This window comes from Pseudoalteromonas sp. GutCa3 (assembly GCF_002836155.1).
GTDB lineage: Bacteria > Pseudomonadota > Gammaproteobacteria > Enterobacterales > Alteromonadaceae > Pseudoalteromonas > Pseudoalteromonas arctica.
Genome location: NZ_PJBK01000027.1, coordinates 16,656 through 40,518, shown reverse-complemented (window position 1 = coordinate 40,518; position 23,863 = coordinate 16,656). Strand labels below are relative to the sequence as shown.

The window sequence follows — 23,863 nt, the reverse complement described above, 5'->3', positions numbered from 1 at the left end:
GTTTGGTTTTTAGGCAAGGCAGAGCCTATGTAGTGTGGTTATTCCCCATAAATAGGCGATAACGCAGCATAAATACCAAACATGCGCTGCCCATTGGGTTCTTTCTAGGGACGATTAACTCTTTGTTACTCGGTTTTGACTTATTCTTACATGGATGTAAGCCATTAGAATAACGCAGGAGCAGTTATCGAGCCCACTAGGTTACAAACCTCGCGCCGCGATTTAATCGCCCCTAGATTGAACAAATTTCAATCCACAAAGATCAATACGCCCTAGTGAAATAAATTAATTTTGCAGATAACAAGCTTGCTAAGCACTTTTAATATGCGTTAACTTGCTGTTTTAAGGTTTATTAGGAAAAGTTAGTGCAGTCAATTACGCTTGAGCAATTTAATGGTTACTTACAAGGACAAGGCAAAAGTCGTTACGACATATGCAACCTAGATTGGCAAGTGAATCTAGGAGAACATTGGCTGCTTCTAGGTGCTAATGGAGCCGGTAAATCTGCACTGACAGCTGCGTTAGTTGGTGAAGCTAAGTGCGAAAGTGGTAAGCGTATAAGTAGTATTAATAAACTTATGCTCGTGTCTTCAGATTCGCATAAACAGTTACTGGCCCAAGAATTAGAGCATGAAAAGCATAGCCTCGTTAAAGACCTTATATTTGCAGAGCATAGTAATAATGGTGAGTTATTAGCGCAGCTAATAGAATTATTTAAATTTAGCTCATTACTAAATAGGCATTTTAGAGAACTTTCAACGGGTGAAACTCGTAAACTCCTACTTATAAAAGCACTCAGCTCCCATAGTGAGTTAGTCGTGCTTGACGAGCCATTTGATGGACTCGACGTACAATCTTGCCAGCAACTTAATAAAATACTCATAGAGCTTAGCCACACGATTACTTTTGTTTTTGTACTAAACCGCCTAGACGAAATCCCTTCATTCATTACTCACTATGGCTATGTAAACCAAGGTTGCTTGTTACATACTTTAGCAAAGCCAAGTAGTGAGCAATTAAGTGACCTACTAAAACTACTTCATTTAGAGCATACTTCATTGGATGTGCCATCTCCTGACGCCGAGCAAGAGCAAAAGACATTCACTGGTAATACCTTAGTTAAATTGAGTAATGCTAAAGTTAGTTATAGTGACGTAAGCATATTCAAAAATCTCAATTGGACTATAAAAAAGCATCAGCATTGGCAGCTTACTGGAGCGAACGGTTCAGGTAAAACATGCCTATTAAATTTAATAACAGGTGATAACCCACAGTGTTATAACAATGACATTGAAGTGTTCGGTTTTAAACGCGGAACCGGGGAGAGTATTTGGGATATAAAACAGCATATTGGTTTTATATCTAACGCGCTACATATGGATTATCGCGTAAGTATATCGGCTTTAAATACTGTTATATCTGGTTTTTATGACAGCATAGGTTTATATCAAAAGCCGAGCGATGCACAAATTAATATTGCTAAGCAGTGGCTGGCATTTATTGGTTTAAGTGACAAGCAAAACACCTCATTCACCCAGCTTTCGTACGGCGATCAACGTATGCTTTTAATTGTACGAGCTATGGTAAAGCATCCAACGTTACTTATTTTAGATGAACCTTGCTTAGGATTAGATGAAGCAAACAGGCAACGTGTACTGCTACTAATAGAGAAAATTTGTGCTGCTAATACAAGTACTGTGATTTATGTAAATCATCATGCGGCAGACAAAATTGAAGGAATAGAGAATTACTTAAAAATGGAAGACTTTAATTAAAAACTCAGAGAAAGGTTGAGCGAAAATTCACTCAACCCATTTTTATTTTAAAGACGAGTAACGCTAAAGCCTTTATCTCGTAGCTGTTTAAGTAACCCGTGTTTTTCAGGTAAATGCAGAGCGCCTACGGCAATAAATAGTTGCTCGTTTGCTAAACGCGGTGTGAGTTGTTTAACCCAATTATTATTGCGGTTAGTTAGCATTACTTGCTCGCTAATTTCACCGTAATTACTGTCATCAAAACTCATGTTGTAGTAATCGGTTAGTGTATCCATATCCCCGCTTTTCCAGGCATTAACTAATTTGATAAAGTAAGTATTAATATCGCTGAGTTGCTCAAAGGTTTCTTCAATCATTTCATTGCTTAATAGCGCCATACCATCAAACATTTGTAGTTGTTGTTCTAGGGTTTCAAGCTCGCCAATTTTAATATTATGCTCTTTAGCATAACTAAGCACTTGCTTGTCTATGCCGGTTTTATCTGAATAACCTGCATTTTGAAATTCAATTTGCATCATAGTCACCATAACAGCCCAAGGCTTTAAGCCATTAAACATAGCAATATCAATCGACTTTTTAGCAAAGTAATCTTTTAGCTTGGTATAATTTTGCTTTGAAAGCTCAGTTTGCAGTGTTTTACCGTCACTTAGCATCATAAATGGCATTGAACGCTGCTGCATTTCAAGTGGAGTAAGTTTGCTTATATCAACTTCAACAATGACTTCTTTGCTTGCACTAATTGCATCGGTTACATTTTTAGGTAAGCCTTTCATGCTGGCATCACCAACGTGTACGGTGCCAAATAAGTAAGAGCTAACGCCATTTTTTTCTATCTTGTATATGGCAGGAGCAGCATAGCTGTTAAAGCTAAATGTTATAAGTAACGCCACAATAAATAAATGGCTCATGCGGATCAGGGCATTCATGGTTTATCCTAAAATTTCGAGAATTAGTAATATAAATACTAACCTAAATTCACTTAGTGGGTAACGTTAATATAAACGTTAGCGTGGTATCTTTGGTATTGTTAGCTGTAATTGTAAGGCCATTTAAGTTACACAAGCTCTGCACAATAGATAACCCTAAACCGTGGCGTTGATTATTAGTTCGTGACGAATCTAACTGATAGAGCGGATCAAAAATAGCGGTCAACTGATCGTGACTTAGTGGCTTTTGTATTTTATTACTAACACAGACAGTAATATTTTTCGTGTTATTTACCGCACTTAATCTAATAGGGTCTTCAGGAAGTCCATAAAATAGTGCGTTATCAATCAAATTACACAAAATAGTATTTAAACTAAATTCGTCAGCCATAAGTGTAAGGTCGTCACTAATATTGCTTCTTAAACGCGATTTAATAGTTGGGTGCTTAAAAGTCAGTTCATTAATAGTTTGATTGACTAAGTTATTGAGGGGGATTGCTTTTATATCTAATTTCATTGTACTGCTGTTTGAACGTTGTAATAACAATAGGTTATTTACTATCGTTTTCATACGCTGTGAAATACTAAGTACATCACTGGTATAGGTGTCGCTAATACGTTTATCGTCAGGGTAGCGAATAGCAACTTCTGAAAGGCTTATGAGTTCAGCTATTGGGGTTTTTAGCTCGTGTGCAATGTCGCTTGTTAGGCGTTTTTCATTACTATAGAGTTGCTGATTAACGGTAATAAACTTATTTAGCTCGTTACGTATGGGTTCTATTTCTTCTACTTTAAAGTCGCTTTCTATTGTTTGCGCAACACCGGTAATATCGAGTAACTTAATTTGATCATTTAAATTATGTAGCGGGTGCAGGCCTTTATTTACAATACGTGTCACTAAATAGCGCACACCAAACACACCAAGCACACAGGTTAAAATAAAGACCACATCAATAATAATAAGTACTTTATTAAGTTCGGCTGTCGGCGCTGCAATCGCAAGAGTCATGGTATTAAAAACAGCAGAGTGAGTGGGGTTTCTATCGTCTTTTTGGGCTACAAAGTGACTTATAAGTGCGCGGCCATCACGCCCGTTAGGGAGCTCGTAATCTATAATTTTAGATTCGTTTATCGGCATTTCTAAAAAAGGCAGGTTAGCATTTTTATAAAGCGCTAATGAGTCCGAGCGCTCAAACACATCACGGCCATGCCATAACTGGTAAAACTCCGTGGCATCGGCTGCTTCATACTCCGACATAAATTCACCAGCAAAATCAAATTCAACCACGTTGTTGTCATCTTCAACTAAGGTTTTTAAGTAGTTAGCTTTGTTAGTTAAAGACTGATTGAACTGATCTTCCACCCAAGTATCAACGCTTAAATCAACGGTTAAAAATATGGTGAATAAAATAACTGAGATCACAGCGCTAATATTATTAACGAGTTTACGTTTTATTGAGTGACTTTTATTTTGTTGTTGCGACATAACCAAATCCACGTTTATTTTTTATCGGGAGCTCGCCGTCAAACTGTCTTACTTTTTTACGTATGGTTGAGATGTGTGCTTCAAGCGCATTTTTAGAGAGCATATCAAACTGACCTACCACCGCTTCACTTATAAGTTCAAGCCCCAATACTCGCTCTGGGGCATTAAATAAGCATTCTATTATTTTGTATTCATTGCGAGTGAGCTCAATGACATGTTGCTTGTAGTGAAGAGTTTTAAGCGAGAGATCTAATACGCAATCACCTACGGTAAGGGTATTTTGTTGGTTTTGCAGTGAACCACGACGAAGTAATGCAAGGACACGAGCATGTAACTCTTCAAACGAAAATGGCTTAGTTAAATAATCGTCAGCGCCTTTCATAAGACCGTTAATTTTATCTTGAGGCTCACTTCGTGCAGATAAAATTAGCACACGGCTTTGGCTATTACTGCTGCGCAGTGCTTGTAAAATACTCATGCCATCAACACTGGGTAGCATTAAATCAAGTACAAGGAGGTCGTAGTTTCCACTCAGTGCCATACTCAACCCTTCTGAGCCATCACCTGTTTCATCTACGGTAAAACCAAGGTTGCTAAGGCCAACTTGCAAGCTGCGTCTTAGTGCTTCAGAGTCTTCAATAACGAGGATTTTCATGTTTACTCGGTTTATAAAAATAGCCTTGTTACTTTAACAAGGCTTTATTATCAAGTCACTGCAAGAATAATAACTAATGGTACCAACCATTTGTATAAGCTAGATTACCTAAGTTCGCGTGGGCTAGGGCTTTTTTAACTAGTTGCTCATCGTTTTCACATGGTACAAGCTGGTTATTGCTATACGTATAGGTGGTTGCTGGTTTTTGTGGTTGTAACACCACCACTTTATTATCGTGCATGTAGGCAAAGTTTTTGTCGTATTGCATCATTGCGCGTTGTTTGTTGTCGCTAATTGGCTTTGATAAATCATGGCCTATCATAGGGTGCTTACCACTTGCGCCAATTAAAGACAGTAGAGTAACAGGAATATCGATCTGGCTGGCTAGTTGGCTATCTCGTTTATGGGTAATACCTTTACCAAAAATAACGGCCGGAATTTTAAAGTGATCAACCGGTACTAAATTCGAACCCGATACGCGCGAGTCGTGATCGGCAATAACTATAAATACAGTGTCGTCCCAGTAGCTCGATTTTTTGGCTTTTTCGATAAATGTACCTAGCGCGTAATCTGCATACTTTGCTGCATTATTACGGGTTTGTTTTTGTTTGTCGTACAGCGTTATTTTATCGTCAGGAAAGTCATACGGACTATGATTAGAGCTTGAGAATATAAGGCTAAAAAAAGGTTTGTTTTGATTTTTAAGCTTAGTAAGTTCTATATCGGCTTGGTCGTATAAGTCTTCGTCTGATGCGCCCCACGAGCCATTAAAGTCTATTTTTTTAAAGTTATTTGTATCTACGATACTTTTAAAACCGTTGCCTAAAAAGAAGCTGCGCATGTTATCAAAATGGCTTTCGCCACCATAAATAAACTGCGTGTTGTAATTTTGCTTCGCTAAAAAATCAGCAATGGTAAAAAAGTCACGTTGTGATTTATCAAGCTTAACAACTGCACGCGAAGGCGTTGGTGTAAACCCTGTAATTACTGCCTCAATTCCACGTACTGAACGTGTACCCGTGGCGTATAAATTATCAAACCCCCAGCCTTGTTTATAAAGGGCGTCTATATTAGGTGTAAGCGGTAAACCGCCAAGCGTGCCTACATAACGAGCACCTAAACTTTCTTGTAAAATAATGACTAAATTTTTGGGTTTACCTGTATTACTTGCGCCATGAAACGTTTTTGTAGGGGCGGTTACATCACTAAATGCGGCTTGCGTATTTTGCATGTTACTACGCACAATACTAAGTAATTCATCGGTGGGCATTTTACCGTAATAGTCTTGGCTTGATTGCTCATTAGAAAGTTGCTTAACTGCAAATGCGACGCTATAAAGTGAGTTAAGGGTTAAGTCGTTAAGTAAGTGATCAGTAGAGAACGAGACCATGGCGGGGTTAAGTGGTCTGTGTCCTAATGAGTTGCGGGCGCCAAAAATAGTTAAGCATACTAAAACAAGCGCTAAAATTGATTGATTTAAACCTGTTAGTGATGACTTGCTTTGCCATTGATTGCTAAATATTTTACTTGCAAATTTACAGCTTAAAATAAGTGCTATAACAGCAATAAATACTTCTAACTTATAGCCTGAAAAAATCATTTTTGAGACTTCTTTAGGGTAAATTAAATATTCTATAAATAAGCGGTTAGGGCGCAAGTCGTACTCGTTTATAAACGTAGGCGTAATCACTTCAAAAAAAACGAGTAAAGCAGACATCCCCACTAAGTAAATTTTTATTAGGCCGCGTACTTTATTTTGCCAACCTACGCTTTGCATCAGTAAGGTAAGTAGTAATGCGGGCATAATAATGTAGCTTAGAGTGGCTATATCAACTCTTAAACCACCTATAAATATAGATAACCACGCATGCGATCCAAATACACGTTCGCCTTGCCATACACTTAAACCAAAGCGAGCAAGTGTTAACAAGCTAAGTGCCAAAACAGCAAATACAACAAAAATCCATACAGGGCCAAGTGCATTTTGTACCTTAGGTATTACTTTAAATATTAGCCTCGTTATTTTAGCTATAAAAGTTAGCTTTATGCCCATAACACAGCCCACCAAATAAGTGCGGCAATTAACATAGCTATAAACACACTGGCAGAGGCTATATCTTTAGCGAGACCCGAAAGCTCATGGTATTCACTGCCAATCCTATCAACCACAACCTCAACTGCCGTATTTACAAGTTCAGCAAACAATACAAACAGCAGGCTGGCACTAAGTAATAATTTATCGCTTAGTGCAATTTCTTGTAGCCATACAAACACACCAAGTAACGAAAACAGTGCTAACTCTTGTTGAAACGCCGCTTCAAATCGACTCATCCATTTTAAGCCGTTAAAAGAATGGCTTAAGGTAAAAATAAGGCGCATTAAGCCTTGGCGTTTTATAACGGTTTTATTACTCATAGTTTTATTTCGCTTGGTGTTGTTTGGCAGCTAGCAAGTAAATCAAGGGATGCCTGATACGTTTTGCTTTTAATGCCAATTAAATTTAAAAGAGTGTGAAAAATATTGTCGTGTGAGCGTGCAGCAGTGGTGTCTAAATTAGCTAAACAGGTATTGGTAATGCGCTGATTATGCTCATCAGCCCACATATAAAGAGGAATATGCGTTTGTGTGCTAGGTGCAAAGCTATACGGAAAACCATGTAAATAAGCACCGGCTTCGCCAAGTGATTCACCATGGTCAGAGACATATAAAAACTGCTTATCTATGTTGTTTGGCAGTGTTTTTAATTGCTCAATTACTTGGGCGTTAACAAAGTCGCTGTACGCAATTGTGTTGTCGTAGGTATTAACTAATTCATCGAGTGAGCAGTTTTGAATGTCGCTTCTGTCGCACGTGGGCGTAAATTGCTTAAATTTATCTGGGTAGCGTTTAAAGTAGGTTGGTCCGTGTGAGCCCATCATATGTAGGACGATAACGGTGTTAGCTTGGCTTAAATTAGCGAGTTTGCGTTTAAGTGGAGCAATAAGCACTTCATCAAAACAATATTTTCCATCGCAAAGCGCTGATGGGGTGGTTGGTATATCAATATTAACAACACGGGTGCATACGTTTTTACAGCCGCTGTTGTTATCAACCCACAGTACGTCGCTGCCAGCTTGTTGTGCTAAATCAATCAGGTTTTGTTGGTTGTCGGCTGCTAATCGATCAAAGTTATCTTGTGTTTGCAGTGAAAACATACACGGCACAGACACTGCAGTAGCGGTTCCACAAGACGCCACATTATTAAAATACGTCACATTATACTTTTGTGTATAAGGATTGGTGTTACGCTTATAACCTTGATAAGCAAAGTTTTCTGCTCGTGCGGTTTCGCCAACAACCATAACTGTTACGCTGGTGGTATTGGGTGCAATGAGGGTGGGTGTTGCATCTATATTTTTAAATTCCATATTGGTATACAGCAGCTGATCGCGCATGTATTTATAACCGCTAGAGAGATACTGAAATGGGATGAGTTCTTTTTTCAAAATACGGTTATTACGGCCAGTAGCTGCGTAGTCGGCGTAAAAGTTTACGACCACTAAAGCAATTAATGAGCAGCACGCTACAATAAGTTTTATACGACTAATCGCTTCTTGATGAGGGCGAGTAAAGTGTATTTTTACTTTGCTTAATATAAAAACAGGTAACGCACAAAACAACAGTAAAAAGGCTATGAGCTGCGGGTTTAAATAGCTCAGCGCTTCGCTTGAATCTGTTTCGAACGTGTTTTGAATCATTGAATAGTCAAACACGATGCCGTAATTTAATGAGCCGTAAAGCACGGCGCTCGAAATTATCAGTAAAAGGTAATTAAGTGGCTTTAGTAACCACCTAACCGACACTATCGAAAAGAAAATAATTAAAAGGCATAGCAAAAGTAGTGGCACTGAAAGTAAAAATAGCCACGAAAAGGAAGCCAATGAGGTGATGGCGCTAAACGAACCTTGAATAAAAGGAATGTTTATAACTAAACAGTAATAGCAGGCAATCATCACTACAAAGGCGTTTGCACTACAGTGAATGTAAAACCGTTTACTACGATTTGGCTTTTTTTGTGCTGATGTTTGGCTAATTACGTTCATATTTAGGCTCGTTTTAAATAACAACGCCATGCTATGCCATAATACTTAAGAGCTGCTTAAGGGAACCTACGCATTACCTGAAGGTGATAAATAATTTTATTTATAAAAATATTCTCAAAAATTAATCAAACCTTAAATAAGGGATATAAGAATAGTGAATTTCTGAGAATAAAATTAGAGCATAAAAAAACCACTACCAGCTTATATAATGAATTTTAAAACCTGATAAATTGCCTTTTAGTCTTTTTGTTAGATTAACTTTGGTGTTGACTTAAAGGGCCTAGCGCGGTACTAATATAAAAAGAGAGCGAAGGAATAACCTTCGCGATAATCGAACAAAATTTGGTATTAATTACATGCTTACAAACGCACTTAACCTAGTCCTGATTATTATCGTGGTGATTATTCCCGCGAGGGCTTCGTAGTGCTTTAAAAACTTAAGCATTAAAAAAGCCCTCCGCACTTAACCGTTCGGAGGGCTTTTTAGTTTTAAGGGTAAAGTTTTTAGCGTAAAAATGTAATTGGGTTGTCACTGAGGAATGAGGGTTTATTAATGACAGGCGCAGAACTAACAATCGACTTATTGGCCAAACACGGCGTAAATGAAGTATTTGGCTACCCAGGCGGAGCTATTATGCCAATTTACGATGCGCTGTATGGCGCGCCAGTCAAACACTACCTTACTCGCCATGAGCAAGGTGCAGGGTTTGCAGCTGTTGGTTATGCTCGCAGCACGCGTAAATTAGGTGTGTGTTTTGCAACATCGGGCCCAGGTGCAACTAACTTAATAACTGCCCTTGCTGATGCGATGATGGACTCAGTACCATTATTGGCGATCACCGGCCAAGTGCCTACTGCAGCTATTGGTTCAGATGCGTTTCAAGAAATAGATGTACTAGGTATGTCGCTTTCGTGTACTAAGCACAGCTACATGGTAGAACGAGCGGAAGACTTAGCAGAGATATTACAAGAAGCAATTCATTTAGCGCAAAGCGGCCGACCAGGTCCTGTACTTGTCGATATCCCAAAAGATATTCAAATGGCACAAGTCCCTTTTAAGCCTTGGCTTGCAGCTGATGAATACTTACCTGAGTTAGATTTAAAGCAAGTTGCTATTGCTAATCAATTGTTGAGTGAGGCTAAACAGCCTGTAGCGTACGTAGGCGGTGGTGTACAAGCCGCTGATGCGCAAGACGAGTTAATGCAGTTTTTAAATAAAACGCAGATGCCTGCTGTATCAACACTAAAAGCATTAGGCAGTGTGTTACCTGACTACGAGCATTACTTAGGTATGCTAGGTATGCATGGTGGTCAAGCCGCTAATATTGCCGTGCAAGAATGTGATGTACTTGTGTGTATAGGTGCGCGCTTTGATGACCGCGTAACGGGTAACTTAGCTAAATTTGCAGCTAAAGCTAAAGTAATCCATTTAGATATCGATGCTGCTGAAGTTGGTAAGCGAAAACCTGCTAAAGCTTCATTAATTGCTGATTTAAAAACGTCGTTACCCGCACTTGAGTGCTTTGTAACACCTAAAGCGTGGTGTGACACAAATAAAGAAATGAATATTAAACACGCGTGGCGTTACGACTACCCAGGTGAGAAGGTCTACGCACCGTACTTATTAAACCAACTGAGCCAACGCATGCCAAAAACTGGCGTTGTGTGTTGCGATGTAGGTCAGCATCAAATGTGGGTAGCACAACACATGAAGTTTACTCACCCGAGTAATCATTTAAGCAGTGGTGGCGCAGGCACGATGGGCTTTGGTTTACCGGCTGCTATTGGCGCACAAGTAGCACGCCCTGATGACTTTGTTATCACTGTATCGGGCGATGGCTCAATAATGATGAATATTCAAGAATTGGCCACGATTCGCCGTAATAATTTACCTGTAAAAATATTAATTTTAGATAACCAGCGCTTGGGTATGGTTCGCCAATGGCAGGAACTTTTTTTTGAAGGACGTTACTCTGAAACTAACCTGTCGGATAACCCAGACTTTGTGCAACTAGCTGCTGTATTTGGTATTCCAGGGCAAACAATTACCCACGCGAACCAAGTTGATGATGCTATTACAGCATTAGTTAACAGCAAAGGCCCGTACATAGTACATGCCTGTATTGATGATAAAGAAAATGTTTGGCCACTTGTACCACCTGGGGCTGCTAACGACGAAATGATGACGGAGAAAGCAAAATGAAACATAGCCTAACTATTGCATTAAAAAGCCAAAGTATAGCGGTAGAGCGCTTTTTACGAGTGGTGCGTCACCGTGGTTTTAAACTAACGCATTTTCAGCTCAATATGGATGATGGCTTATACAACGTAGCCATGACGGTAGATAGTGATAAACCTATTCACCTATTAACCAGCCAGCTAAACAAGCTGGTGGATGTAAAAGAAGTCACTTTACAAAATTTACAGCACCAACAGGCTGTGTAATTACGAATTAAAAAATAATTTACGAGTAACTGAGTCACTCGGTTATTCACCAATTTTAGAATGAGGAATGCCCGCTTATATTGCGGCAAAAACTGAGGTAACTATGGCTAAATTAAGAAGTGCAACAACAACTGAAGGACGTAAACGTGCAGGCGCAAGAGCATTATGGCGCGCAACAGGTATGACAGACTCTGATTTTGGTAAACCGATTATTGCCGTAGTTAACTCGTTTACACAATTTGTACCAGGGCATGTACACCTTAATCAGCTTAGTGAGCTTATGGGTGAGACGATAACCCAAGCGGGTGGAGTTCCTAAAGAATTTAATACCATTGCTATTGATGATGGCATTGCGATGGGACACGGCGGTATGCTTTATTCGCTGCCTTCACGCGATTTAATTGCTGACTCGGTTGAATACATGGTAAATGGTCACTGCGCCGATGCGATGATCTGTATTTCAAACTGCGACAAAATCACCCCAGGGATGATGCTTGCAGCGCTACGTTTAAACATACCGGTAATATTTGTATCGGGCGGCCCAATGGAAGCGGGTAAAACTAAACTTGCTAACATCGACATTAAACTTGATTTAGTTGATGCCATGGTTAAAGGTGCAGATGAGTCGGTAAGTGATGCAGATTCAGAACAAGTAGAGCGTTCTGCGTGTCCTACATGTGGTTCGTGTTCAGGCATGTTTACTGCAAACTCAATGAACTGTTTGTTAGAGGCAATAGGCTTAGCACTTCCGGGTAACGGTACCACGCTTGCCACTCATAAAGACCGTAAACAACTGTATGTTGAAGCAGGGGCTCGTATTGTTGATTTATGTCGTGAGTATTATCAAAAAGATAATCAAGATGTATTACCACGTGCTATTGCTAACAAAACAGCCTTTATGAATGCAATGGTTGTTGATATTGCAATGGGCGGCTCGTCAAATACCGTATTACATTTACTCGCAGCAGCGCAAGAAGCGGGCGTTGATTTTGATATGTCGCACATTGATGCGCTTTCTCGTAAAACACCGTTTTTATGTAAAGTTGCACCAGCAACACCAGAGTACCATATTGAAGATGTCCACCGTGCTGGTGGCATGATGGCAGTCGTACGCGAGCTTGGTAAAGCGGGCTTAGTTGATATGTCAGTGAATCATGTCGCAGGGTCAACGATGGCTGAGCTTGTTAAAAAATGGGATGCAACTGACCCAACTAACGAAGTAGCGCGCAAATTTTACCGTGCGGGTCCTGCGGGCATTCGAACTACTAAAGCAATGAGCCAAGAGTGTCGTTGGGATGAAGGCGATAATGACCGCGTGAATGGGTGTATTCGAAGCGTTGAACATGCTTTTCGCCAAGACGGTGGTTTAGCTGTGCTTTCGGGTAATCTAGCCGTTGATGGTTGTGTTGTAAAAAGTGCTGGCGTAGTTGACGAAATGCTACATTTTGAAGGCACCGCCATTGTATACGAATCACAAGATGATTCAGTAGAAGGGATTTTAAATAACGAAGTAAAAGCCGGCGATGTTGTTGTTATTCGTTATGAAGGACCAAAAGGCGGTCCAGGTATGCAAGAAATGCTATACCCAACAAGCTACTTAAAATCAAAAGGCTTAGCTGAAAAGTGTGCTCTTATTACAGATGGTCGCTTTTCGGGTGGTACTTCGGGTTTATCAATTGGCCATGTATCGCCAGAAGCGGCGAGTGGTGGTGCAATTGCTTATGTTGAAAATGGCGACAAAATCATTATTGATATCGCAACACGTGAAATCACTTTAGCGCTAAGCGATGAAGAACTTGAGGCACGTAAACAAAAGCAATTAGCACGCGGAAAAATGGCGTACAAGCCAGTTGATCGTGAGCGCTATGTATCGTCTGCTTTAAAGGCTTATGCATTACTTGCAACAAGTGCTGATAAAGGCGCTGTGCGCGACTTAGCTAAATTGGAGGCGCTTAGTTAATTATGGTCTCTCAAGAGCTCGATTATTTTCGCGCTATTATTCAAGCAAACATGGAGCCTTTGGCTAAAGTTACTGAGGTTAGCGAAATGGCTGAACTCAGTAAAAAGCTAGGTAACCATGTTTGGTTAAAGCGTGAAGACCAGCAGCCCGTGTATTCATTTAAATTACGCGGTGCGTATAACAAATTAAATAAATTACCTAAAGGCTCAGTGGTTATCACTGCTTCTGCGGGTAATCATGCTCAAGGGGTTGCATTAAGTGCATCTCACTTAGGGCATCAAGCGACTATTGTAATGCCAGTAACAACGCCTGAAATAAAAGTCAGCGCGGTGCGTGCACTTGGTGGTGAAGTTGTATTACATGGGCATCATTTTGATGCAGCAAAAGCCTATGCGCTTGAGCTAACAGAGCAACGTAACGGTATATTTGTACCACCATTTGACGATCCGGATGTCATTGTTGGTCAAGGCACTGTAGCGCGCGAGTTAATGCAGCAATTAAACGAACTCGATGCTGTGTTTATTCCTGTTGGCGGTGGTGGCTTACTTGCTGGTATGGCGGTTTACATTAAATCGCTGCGTCCAGATATAAAAGTAATTGGCGTAGAAGCCGACGAAAGTGCGTGTTTACAAGCAGCACTTGAAGCCGGTAAGCCAGTAGAGCTTGATCGCGTTGGTAGTTTTGCCGATGGCGTAGCGGTTAAAATTATTGGCACTGAAACATTTCGTTTAGCGCAAAAGTTTTGCGATGAAGTTGTAACTGTTACTAGCGATGAAATATGTGCAGCCATGCAGGATATTTTTGTATCTACGCGTGCAATTGCAGAGCCTTCAGGTGCACTTGCAACGGCTGGGCTTAAAAAGTGGAGTCAGCAGTCGGGATTAAAAGGGTTGCACTTAGCCGCTGTTTTGTCGGGTGCTAATTTAAACTTTGATCGCCTGCGTTATGTTGCAGAGCGTACTGCGCTGGGTGAAAAAAACGAGGCGCTATTAGCCGTTACTATTAAAGAAGAAAAAGGCAGTTTTAAACAGTTTTGTGCTTCTTTAGGTGGCCGTGCTATTACTGAATTTAACTACCGTTATGCAGGACCTGGTGAAGCGCAAATATTTGTAGGTATTGCCCTGCGCCAAGGCGAGCAAGAGCTTAATGAGTTAAAGCAAGACTTAACAAATAACGATTATCAATTTTGTGATTTGTCGGATAACGAACTCGCTAAATTACATGTGCGTTATATGGTTGGCGGAAAAGCACCAGAGCAATTACATGAACGTTTATTGCGTTTTGAATTTCCTGAGTATCCGGGTGCGCTTGCACGCTTCTTAGATACTTTAGGCAGCAATTGGAACATTACCTTATTTCATTATCGTAATCACGGTGGTTCGATGGGGAATGTACTGGCAGGTTTTGCTATTGAGCCGAGTCAGTACGAGATGTTTAACGAGCATTTGAATCGCCTAGGTTACAGTGTACAAGATGAAACACAAAATCCGTGTTTTACCCAATTTTTAACATCAAAACCGCAAGCAGAAAAAGCCGAAAAACTCGCCTCAGTATAATTCTTCTTTAAAGACAGGCACCTTACTCGGGTGCTTGCTTTATTACACGTTTTACATATAGTTACAGGTAATCGTCATACTTTTTGAGGGCACCTAGTTGCTATTTAAAGGATTAATCATTGGATTGTGCTTTTTTTGTAGCCATATCGCGGCGCAAGAATCTGTCACATTACAGCTAAAATGGACACATCAGTTTCAGTTTGCCGGTTATTATATGGCAAAGCAAAAAGGCTTTTATAATGAAGCGGGCCTCGATGTCACCATTGAACAAGCTAATCCAATGAAACCTGATACCTTTGGTCCTGTCGCCAGTGGCGAGGCACAATTTGGTGTAGGGCATTCTGGTATTTTACAGCAACGTATAAATGGCCAACCTCTTGTTGCTATGGCTGCCTTATTACAATTTTCACCTTACTGCTGGATGGTAAAAGACACGTCTGATATTTTTCATCCACGTGACTTTGTTAATAAACGTATCACTGCGGTGAGCAAAAATGATGGCACCGAGCTACTTATTATGCTTAAACGCAGTGGCGTTGATGTAGATAAACTCAAAGTTTACAATGGCGAAAATTTTAACCAGGCTTGGATTGAAAACAAGCTAGATGCTATGCAAGTTTATGTTACTACAGAGCCTTATTATATGACTCAACAAGGCGTAGCTCATCGGCTTGTTTGCCCACAGCGTTATGGTATGGATGTATATAGCGACATTTTATTTACCAGCGAAAACATGCTTAAGCAAAATCCACAAACGGTCGAAAAATTCTACCAAGCGAGCCTAAAAGGTTGGCGCTATGCAATGATGAATATGGATGAAGCCATTGCAGTCACCCAGCAAAACTATGCACCGAGTAAGAGCTTTCATCAGCTCGCCTTTGAGGCTGAAGTACTAAAAAGTTATATAACCCCACCCACTACAAGTTTAGGGCATATGTCGATAGCAAAGTGGCGTTTAATTGCTGACTTATATGGCATACAGCAAAACGAATTTGACGAAGTGAAATCTCACTTTATTTATAAATACCAAGAGCCTGAAAAGATGCAATTATCATGGATGCTCATAGCAGCTATTCTGGTGAGTATTATTTCAATACCTTTGTATTTACGGCTGATCTTTAGCCAAAAATAACTGCTTAATGAGAACTCACTGAGCTGATATAATTAATTGTCTTTTTATTTTTTAAGCTGTTATGACTTTAGCTGAGCAATTTTTTGCACTTGATTCACTTTTAATGCGCCATCGTCAGTATTGGCAGTGCACCGCATTTGATTTTGACACTATTCCTTGGCCAGAGCTGCAAGGCATGCTTAGCGAACTAACTGATGATCAGGTAACCGTTCTTGATAACGATCAAAATCAGCTATACCAATTTTTTAGCCAACACATAAACCAACTTGATGAACTTGCTAAGCTATGTGATTTACCTAGCTCTGCACACTCTCGAGCTGATTATCCGTTTTGGATAAGTAACGGCATTAAAGGTCGTAAGTTTGATCAGTTACAAGATTTTGTATCTGCACTACCTACTACTAAGCAACCAGTTTTAGAGTGGTGTGCGGGTAAAGGACACTTAGGGCGAATGCTTGCTTTTAATGGCGCAAGTGATGTGCATAGTATTGAACTGCAACAAAGCTTATGCGAGCAAGGACAAAAAAGTGCACAGCAACAAGGCTTGGCAATGCATTTTAGCCAAGCAGATGTATTAAAAGACGATATCACTCAATTTTTTAATGCTGATATGCATGCCGTAGCGCTACACGCATGTGGTGGTTTGCACCAAGCATTTATGCGCCAAGCAAGTTTAGCGAAAGTACAGCAAATTAGCTTTTCACCTTGTTGCTATCATTTATTTACGGCTAATGAGTACCGTGTAATGAGTGAGGTTGCAAACCAAAGTGAGCTTAACCTAACGCATCGCGATTTAAAGCTCGCATTACAAGAAACTGTCACAGCGCCTTCTCGTCTGGAAAAAGTACGTAAAACAGAACTAGAATGGCGACTTGGTTTTGACGCACTTAGAAAATCAATTACTGGCGAGCAATATTATGTAAGCGTACCTTCGGTTAACAAAGCTATATTCTCAGATTCGTTTAAATCATTTTGTGCATGGGCTGCAGACAAAAAGGCAATAAACCTACCTCAAGATACTGATTATAATAAATATTTAGATGTTGGGGTTGCTCGAAAAAAAATAACTGACCGAGTTGAACTGGTTCGACATGTGTTCAGAAGAGCAATTGAAGTTTGGCTTGTGCTCGATCGTGCTTTATATTTGCAACAGCAAGGCTATCAAGTAAGCGTTAAAACGTTTTGTGAAAAGCAGTTAACGCCTCGTAATATTTTGATTCTTGCTAATATCCATTAAATTTCCGTCCTCGACTTAATAAGAGATGCAATGAGAAAGTTAAAAAATTTATTCGATAACAATAAACGTTGGGCTGCACGTACAAGCGAAGCTGATCCTGAGTTTTTTAAAATTTTATCTATGCAACAAAATCCAGAGTATTTATGGATTGGTTGTTCAGACTCTCGTGTACCTGCTAATCAAATAGTTGATTTATTACCAGGCGAATTATTTGTGCATCGTAACGTTGCAAACGTGGTTGTACACACTGACCATAACTGTTTGTCGGTTATGCAGTACGCTGTAGAGGTTTTAAAAGTAAAACATATCATGGTAGTAGGTCACTATGGCTGTGGTGGCGTACAAGCCGTTTTAAACAATGCAAAATTTGGCTTTATTGATAATTGGCTACGCCATGTAGGGGATGTAAAAGAAAAGCATCTTGAACAACTTGATGCAATGCCAGAAAGCGAACGTTTAAGCCGCCTTATTGAGCTAAATGTAATTGAGCAAGTACGTAATGTATGCCGTACTAACATTGTGCAAGATGCGTGGGAACGCGGCCAAGAGCTAAGCGTTCATGGTTGGGTTTATGGTTTAGAAAACGGCCATCTTCATGATTTAGAATCTGTAGTAACGTGCGCGAGTGAAGAAACGCAAAGCTACAAAAAAGCAGTGCAGCACGTACTTAATAAAGTGGGCGAAAATAAATAAATTTATGACTAAAACGGCGATATTAATAGGTGCTACAGGTTTGGTCGGTAATGAGTTGCTACATAAGCTACTTAATAGCGATCGTTATACCAAAGTGGTTACGTTAAGTCGTCGGGCTTTGCCTATTACACACGCAAAGCTAGTTAATCACGTTATTGATTTTGAAAAATTAACTCAATACGTTGAGCTTTTTAAAGGTGACGTATTGTTTTCGTGTTTGGGCACAACCCGTAAACGGGCGGGCTCTACACAAGCTCAGCGTAAAGTAGATTTTGATTATCAGTTTATAGCGGCGCAGTTAGCGGCATGTAATGGTGTTACGCATTACTGCTTAGTGTCATCAAGCGGGGCGAACACGCACAGTAATAGTGCTTATTTGAAAATGAAGGGTGAGCTTGAGCAACATATTAAAGCACTCCCTTTTGATAAAATAAGTATTTTACAACCCTCTTTATTATTAGGTGATCGTGAGCAATTTAGAGTGGCAGAAAAGATAGGCAGTATTATTTTTCCTGTTATTACGCGACTTCCGTTTTTAAAGCGTTACAAACCAATAACTGGCGAGCAAGTTGCGCAAAAAATGCTGAGTGTGAGTTTAGCGCAGCAGGCTAAGTTATTTTATTATGTGCTAGATGAGCTATTTGAATAAACTTAGTAAAACGCAAAAGGCAGCCTAAGCTGCCTTTTTTGTACACTAAATTAATACCAATTTTATTAAAAAAATGATCATTCTAGCGTATTAAATAACTCACTAACTACGTTAAAAATTATTTATATAGAACAACTATGTACCACAATTTTAGCCTTGTTATTGAGCTATTTTCTTATCGCTATAATAGAACACTAATCTAATGCAATTGGTATAATTATTCAGCGTCAGGTTTGGTGCTAAGTTGTTGCTCAAGCAATGCAACTTTAGCTTCAAGTTCGGTTAGTTTTTCGCGAGTACGAATAAGTACTTGGCTTTGCACATCAAATTCTTCACGGCTCACAAAATCCATCTCAGCAAGCTTGTTTTGTAAAACTTGCTTTGTTTTACCTTCGAGTGTCTCTGCTAGGTTTTTTACACCTTGTGGCATATTGCTAGTAATTTGCTTAGCAATTTCTTCAAGTTTTGCTGGGTTGATCATATTTGTCCCTTCGATGCGGCCTAAAATAATAATAACTAATATTACCTTATACCCACGGTATTTAACACATGATCATCTTTACCTTAATTAATTAAGGCAATTGCTATGCTCGCAGTAATGGTTACGTTAAAATTGCGCGTCTTTTAAATTTCTTTGGTCGTTATGAAACTCAATCCTAAACAAGATGAAGCCGTAAAATATATTAGTGGTCCATGCTTAGTACTCGCAGGCGCAGGCTCTGGTAAAACCCGTGTTATTACGAATAAAATCGCTTATTTAGTGAAAAAATGTGAGTACAAAGCGCGAAATATAGCCGCTGTTACTTTTACCAATAAAGCAGCCAAAGAAATGCGTGAACGAGTACTGCAAACGCTCGGAAAGCAAGACGCTAAAGGTTTATGGGTATCAACGTTTCATACACTCGGTTTAGAAATAATAAAAAAAGAGTTAAGCACATTAGGGTTTAAACCCGGCTTTTCGTTATTTGATGATCAAGATACCAATCAGCTTCTAAGTGAGCTCACCGAAGATGAGCTAAAAAAAGACAAGGACTTACTCAAACTACTTAAAATGGAAATTGGTAGTTGGAAAAACGAATTAGTACTGCCAGAGCAAGCAATACGCGAAGCGCGTGATGCGCAAAAGGCATTGTTTGCACAGCTGTATGCTCGCTATCAAAATCAGCTACGTGCTTATAACGCACTAGATTTTGATGATTTAATTATGATCCCTACTTTGTTACTTACTAATAACGCCACATCTCGTGAGCGCTGGCAGCAACGCTTTAAATATTTGCTGGTGGATGAGTATCAAGATACCAATACAAGCCAATATCAACTTGTTAAATTGCTAGTAGGCGAGCGTGCCCGTTTTACTGTGGTAGGTGATGACGATCAATCAATTTACTCATGGCGTGGTGCTCGCCCGCAAAACTTAGTGCTACTAGGTAAAGACTACCCAGGGCTTAGACTTATAAAGCTTGAGCAAAACTATCGAAGTGCAGGGCGAATACTAAAAGCGGCTAACATTTTAATTGCGAATAACCCACATGACATAGAGAAAAAGTTATTTAGTGAACTAGGTTATGGTGAGCCGATTAAAGTAATAGGGTGCCGCGATGAAGAGCATGAATCTGAGCGTGTGGTTGCTGAAATAATTTCACATAAGTTTATGAAGCGAACCAGCTATAAAGATTACGCGATTTTATATCGTGGTAATCATCAAGCACGTGGCTTTGAAAAGTCATTAATGAGTAACCGTATCCCTTATAAAATTAGTGGCGGGATGTCGTTTTTCGCTCGTTCAGAAATTAAAGATATTATGGCGTATTTACGTTTGCTAGTTAATCAAGATGATGACAATGCATTTTTACGTATCGTAAATACACCGCGACGCGAAATAGGCACGGTTACACTTGAAAAGCTTGGTACGCTTGCTAACGAAAAGCACATGAGCTTATTTGCTACCTGTTTTGATAACGATTTAGGCTACAGACTAAAAGGGCGTGGTTTTAATGCGCTTGCTGGGTTTGCACGCTGGGTTGTTGAGCTATCAGATAACGCAGTACGCGGTGATACGCTCGAAGCTGTTAAAGACTTAGTGCGTAATATTAATTACGAGGCATATTTGTACGAGTCGTCACCGAGTGCTAAAGCCGCTGAAATGCGTATGAAAAACGTATCTGAGTTGTATCGTTGGATCACCGATATGTTGACCGGTGATGCCGACAACGAACCAATGACATTAGCCGAGGTTGTTAGCAAGCTAACCCTTCGCGACATGCTTGAGCGTAACGAAGAAGAAGATGAAACCGATGCGGTGCACTTATCAACACTGCATGCATCTAAGGGCTTAGAGTACCCATACGTATTTATGGTAGGTATGGAGGAGGGCTTACTTCCGCATCAGGTAAGTATTGATGAAGATAACGTAGATGAAGAACGCCGCTTAGCTTATGTTGGTATTACTCGTGCACAGCAGGAGTTAACACTTACTTATGCAAAAATACGTCGTCAATTTGGTGAAACCTCACAAACTGAGTTAAGCCGATTTGTACAAGAGTTACCGCAGGACGATCTCGCGTTTGAAAATAAAAAGGCGCCAAATACGCAAGCAGAGCGAATGGAAAAAGGCCAAGCAAGAGTCGCTAACCTTCGTGCAATGTTTAAAAAGCCTGAGTAATACCTCAGGCTAATTTTATAAAGACTGGGTTGCTTGTATTTCAGGTAACTCAGAACACACTAGAGCGTGTTGTTTTCCCAAAAAAAATGCCAAACCGTGCTTGTCTAGTAAAGCTCTAAAATTAAGTATTGATGGGCCTTTAGCAATGACTTTCATTGCTTTGAGCTTTGTAATTGCAAGCACGCCCTGTAGCTGAAAATCGTAACTTTCTTGTTGTAAAACACGTTTACTAAAGGTCGAGCTAAGTAGCAGATAGTCAAAATTAATATCGGTTAGTAAATTAAGTTCGCATCGATCTTTAGCGAAATTGTTTAAACCAATTGAATAACCAAGTTGTGATAGCTTTTTGAGGTTTTCTATTTGTGTTGCGCTTGCGTGACGAATTTCTTGCTCATCAAATAGCAAACAGAGCTGGCTATGTCCTTGTTGTTTATTTAGCGTATCTGTAAATAAAACAAATTCGTGCTCCTCGAGTAGTAAACCAGAGCAAGGAACCAGCGCCATAGTTACATTTGCGGTAATTGCTTGTGCATAAGCGCGTTGTAATAACTGTAACTCTATCTCGAGGTGCTGTTCTTTATCTGATGCAAACTTTTTCAAAATATCAAAGCTAGTAAAGCCAAGTATTGGGTGTTCACCAAATGCTTCAAATAAAGATTCAGACTGATGTTGTTCATCAAGAGTAATTATTTCTGAGCTTCTAAAACTCATAGGCAATATATCAAGGTGATGTTGTGCTTTTAGTGCCTGCGCAGGTATTGATTGCGTTAATAGCGGATGAAATAGCTCGTAGCGATTTTTTCCGGAGTTTTTAGCGTGATACATTGCAGCATCGGCATCACGAATAATTTCATCCGTATGCGTATAGCTTTTCTTTGAGTAGGTTATTCCTATACTAGCACCACTTTGAAGTGATTCGCCTTTAAGGAAAAAAGGCTTTTCCATTAAGTCGATAATACGATTGGCAACATCTTCTGCTTGTTGAGGCTCAGTTAAGTGCGTTAATAAAATAACAAACTCATCGCCACCTAAGCGTGCTAGTAAATCATGTTCGCGTATACACTGGGCAAATAACTCACTAACGTTAATTAAAAACTGATCGCCAGCATGGTGACCAAGCTGGTCGTTAATGTCTTTAAACTTATCTAAATCAATAAATAAAACAGCAAAATTATGTTCAGGAAAGCGCTGATAATGTTGTAGTGTTTTTTCAAGCTGAGTTAAAAAGAGGCTGCGATTAGGTAAGCTAGTAAGAGAGTCGTGATGTGCGTCGTGATAAAGCTGCTGCTCTATTTTTTTACGCTCATCTATTTGCATTTGTAAGTGCAGATTTGTTTGACGCAGTTCTTTGGTTTTTTCGTTTACTCTAAATTCGAGTTCTTGATGGCTTTTTGCAATCGCTTGATTGGTGAGCTTTGTTTGTAAAACCGCTGCAATTTGATGAGATACAAAGGTAATTAACTCGCAATCATCCCGGCTGAAAATATGTTTGTTATCGTAAGCTTGGCAAACAATAAGACCGATAACACCTTGAGCTGTTTTAAGTGGAGCGCCTAACCAACTAGTGGCCATTTGCTCTTTTTGTACAGGCTTAGCTCTTTGTACTACACCGCTTTCTATTAATTCTTTTGCTCTACACGGGTGTATAAGTTGCGTTTCTTCAGTGCTTATTACCAGTTCACTATAACCTTTAGCAAAGCGTCTTGGTTGTGTGTTTTCTTTAAATTCATCTACACAATAAGGGAAGCTTATCCAGCCAGACTCTTTATCGTAAAGTGCAATATATAAGTTCTCTGCGTAGGTAATTGTTTTTATTATTTCATGTATCTTAAAGTAAGCATCATCAAGGTTTTTAGCTTGCGTTGCTATTTCAGATATTTTAAACAGAATTTGTTGGCGTTGAAGTGCGCGTTTGCGTTGTTCTATTTCAAGGTTTAACGCGTCGTTACTTTGAGTGAGTGCTCGGGTACGAATTTTAACTTCTGACTCAAGGAGCTCTCGTTTTTTTACACGCTCTATTGCAGTTGCTAAATAAAGCGACATAAACTCAAGTAACTGTATTTGTTGTGAGCTATAGCCTTGTTTTGTATCGTAACTTTGCGCTGCTAAAACACCGATAATATTATGTTCTTGGTAAACCGGTACACCTACCCAATGCTCTGCTGGAGTGCCTAATGCTTTAAATAAGCCTTCTGCTGCGGCATTTTGCATTTGCTGCTTGGTAAAACATGTGGTTTTACCCTGTTTAAATACATAACCAGTGGCGCCTTCATCAAAGCTATTTGATTGGTTAAGGGCGACGGCAATACCATCTTTTTCATCTGAAAAGTAAGAAAGTTCTAACGATTGACTGTATTGATTTAATAGCACCACATAAAAACTTTTACTCGGCACATATTTTTGTAAAATGTCGTGGATAGCGGGATAAAGTAGGGTTAGCTCGGCAACAGTACTTGCTTGCTCTGATAATTGTATCAGCGCATTTTGTAAGTGATGTGATTGTTTGTATTTATTGAGTAATGTTTTTAGACGTTTATTTTGATACGCCAATTTACTCGATACTGAGAGTTTATCTTCCAATGATCTAACCGGCTATTTTTATTGT

18 protein-coding genes are annotated in these 23,863 nt (G+C 39.7%); 10 read left to right on the top strand and 8 right to left on the bottom strand.

Annotation, left to right across the window (positions count from 1 at the left end):
* Window positions 1–365 precede the first annotated feature (365 nt).
* A complete protein-coding gene (locus CXF64_RS05555; protein ID WP_101216543.1) occupies window positions 366–1,775 on the top strand; it encodes an ATP-binding cassette domain-containing protein in 1,410 nt (469 codons plus the stop codon).
* Window positions 1,776–1,822: 47 nt separating this feature from the next.
* On the opposite strand, the gene CXF64_RS05550 is transcribed toward CXF64_RS05555, so the two are convergent.
* The 6 genes from CXF64_RS05550 to CXF64_RS05525 all read right to left on the bottom strand — a co-directional run bounded on the left by CXF64_RS05550 (window position 1,823) and on the right by CXF64_RS05525 (window position 8,924).
* Window positions 1,823–2,701, bottom strand: a complete 879-nt coding sequence (locus CXF64_RS05550; protein WP_101216542.1) for a TraB/GumN family protein — start codon at window positions 2,699–2,701, stop codon at window positions 1,823–1,825.
* A gap of 49 nt (window positions 2,702–2,750) precedes the next feature.
* The gene (locus CXF64_RS05545; protein WP_101216541.1) at window positions 2,751–4,187 is read right to left on the bottom strand and encodes a sensor histidine kinase; all 1,437 of its coding nucleotides are present in this window, start codon (window positions 4,185–4,187) and stop codon (window positions 2,751–2,753) included.
* Complete coding sequence (locus CXF64_RS05540; protein ID WP_033028815.1) at window positions 4,168–4,842, bottom strand: response regulator transcription factor; 675 nt, start codon at window positions 4,840–4,842, stop codon at window positions 4,168–4,170. Before CXF64_RS05540 ends, CXF64_RS05545 begins: the two co-directional genes overlap by 20 nt.
* 73 nt (window positions 4,843–4,915) lie before the next feature.
* The gene (locus CXF64_RS05535) at window positions 4,916–6,895 is read right to left on the bottom strand and encodes an LTA synthase family protein (protein ID WP_101216540.1); all 1,980 of its coding nucleotides are present in this window, start codon (window positions 6,893–6,895) and stop codon (window positions 4,916–4,918) included.
* Entirely contained in the window at window positions 6,886–7,257 is a 372-nt protein-coding gene (locus tag CXF64_RS05530; protein ID WP_024591426.1) for a diacylglycerol kinase, read from the bottom strand. The genes CXF64_RS05535 and CXF64_RS05530 overlap by 10 nt, the downstream gene beginning before the upstream one ends.
* Window positions 7,254–8,924: a phosphoethanolamine transferase gene (locus CXF64_RS05525; RefSeq protein ID WP_101216547.1), complete on the bottom strand. Its 1,671-nt coding sequence runs from the start codon at window positions 8,922–8,924 to the stop codon at window positions 7,254–7,256. Before CXF64_RS05525 ends, CXF64_RS05530 begins: the two co-directional genes overlap by 4 nt.
* Window positions 8,925–9,477: 553 nt before the next feature.
* Here CXF64_RS05525 and ilvG point away from each other — a divergent pair.
* From ilvG to CXF64_RS05485, 8 genes are all read left to right on the top strand, one after another.
* Window positions 9,478–11,127, top strand: coding sequence for an acetolactate synthase 2 catalytic subunit (gene ilvG / locus CXF64_RS05520; RefSeq protein ID WP_007582116.1), 1,650 nt, complete (start codon window positions 9,478–9,480; stop codon window positions 11,125–11,127).
* On the top strand, window positions 11,124–11,369 hold the full coding sequence (gene ilvM, locus CXF64_RS05515) for an acetolactate synthase 2 small subunit (protein WP_101216539.1): 246 nt from the start codon (window positions 11,124–11,126) through the stop codon (window positions 11,367–11,369). Before ilvG ends, ilvM begins: the two co-directional genes overlap by 4 nt.
* Window positions 11,370–11,472: 103 nt before the next feature.
* Entirely contained in the window at window positions 11,473–13,329 is a 1,857-nt protein-coding gene (gene ilvD, locus CXF64_RS05510; protein WP_024591428.1) for a dihydroxy-acid dehydratase, read from the top strand.
* A 2-nt stretch (window positions 13,330–13,331) separates the two neighbouring features.
* A complete protein-coding gene (gene ilvA, locus CXF64_RS05505) occupies window positions 13,332–14,885 on the top strand; it encodes a threonine ammonia-lyase, biosynthetic (RefSeq protein WP_007582109.1) in 1,554 nt (517 codons plus the stop codon).
* Between the two features lie 97 nt (window positions 14,886–14,982).
* On the top strand, window positions 14,983–16,017 hold the full coding sequence (locus CXF64_RS05500; protein ID WP_101216538.1) for an ABC transporter substrate-binding protein: 1,035 nt from the start codon (window positions 14,983–14,985) through the stop codon (window positions 16,015–16,017).
* Between the two features lie 61 nt (window positions 16,018–16,078).
* On the top strand, window positions 16,079–17,254 hold the full coding sequence (locus CXF64_RS05495; RefSeq protein ID WP_101216537.1) for a methyltransferase: 1,176 nt from the start codon (window positions 16,079–16,081) through the stop codon (window positions 17,252–17,254).
* Window positions 17,255–17,284: 30 nt separating this feature from the next.
* Window positions 17,285–17,947, top strand: coding sequence for a carbonate dehydratase (gene can, locus CXF64_RS05490; RefSeq protein ID WP_007582103.1), 663 nt, complete (start codon window positions 17,285–17,287; stop codon window positions 17,945–17,947).
* A gap of 4 nt (window positions 17,948–17,951) precedes the next feature.
* Window positions 17,952–18,596, top strand: a complete 645-nt coding sequence (locus CXF64_RS05485) for an NAD(P)H-binding protein (protein ID WP_101216536.1) — start codon at window positions 17,952–17,954, stop codon at window positions 18,594–18,596.
* Window positions 18,597–18,813: 217 nt separating this feature from the next.
* On the opposite strand, the gene ubiK is transcribed toward CXF64_RS05485, so the two are convergent.
* Entirely contained in the window at window positions 18,814–19,077 is a 264-nt protein-coding gene (ubiK, locus tag CXF64_RS05480) for a ubiquinone biosynthesis accessory factor UbiK (RefSeq protein WP_101216535.1), read from the bottom strand.
* 162 nt (window positions 19,078–19,239) lie between these two features.
* Between ubiK and rep the strand changes: the two genes are divergently transcribed.
* Window positions 19,240–21,258, top strand: coding sequence for a DNA helicase Rep (gene rep, locus CXF64_RS05475; RefSeq protein WP_024589913.1), 2,019 nt, complete (start codon window positions 19,240–19,242; stop codon window positions 21,256–21,258).
* A gap of 15 nt (window positions 21,259–21,273) precedes the next feature.
* Here rep and CXF64_RS05470 read toward each other — a convergent pair whose 3' ends face one another.
* A complete protein-coding gene (locus tag CXF64_RS05470) occupies window positions 21,274–23,838 on the bottom strand; it encodes a sensor domain-containing diguanylate cyclase (RefSeq protein ID WP_101216534.1) in 2,565 nt (854 codons plus the stop codon).
* Between the last annotated feature and the right edge of the window lie 25 nt (window positions 23,839–23,863).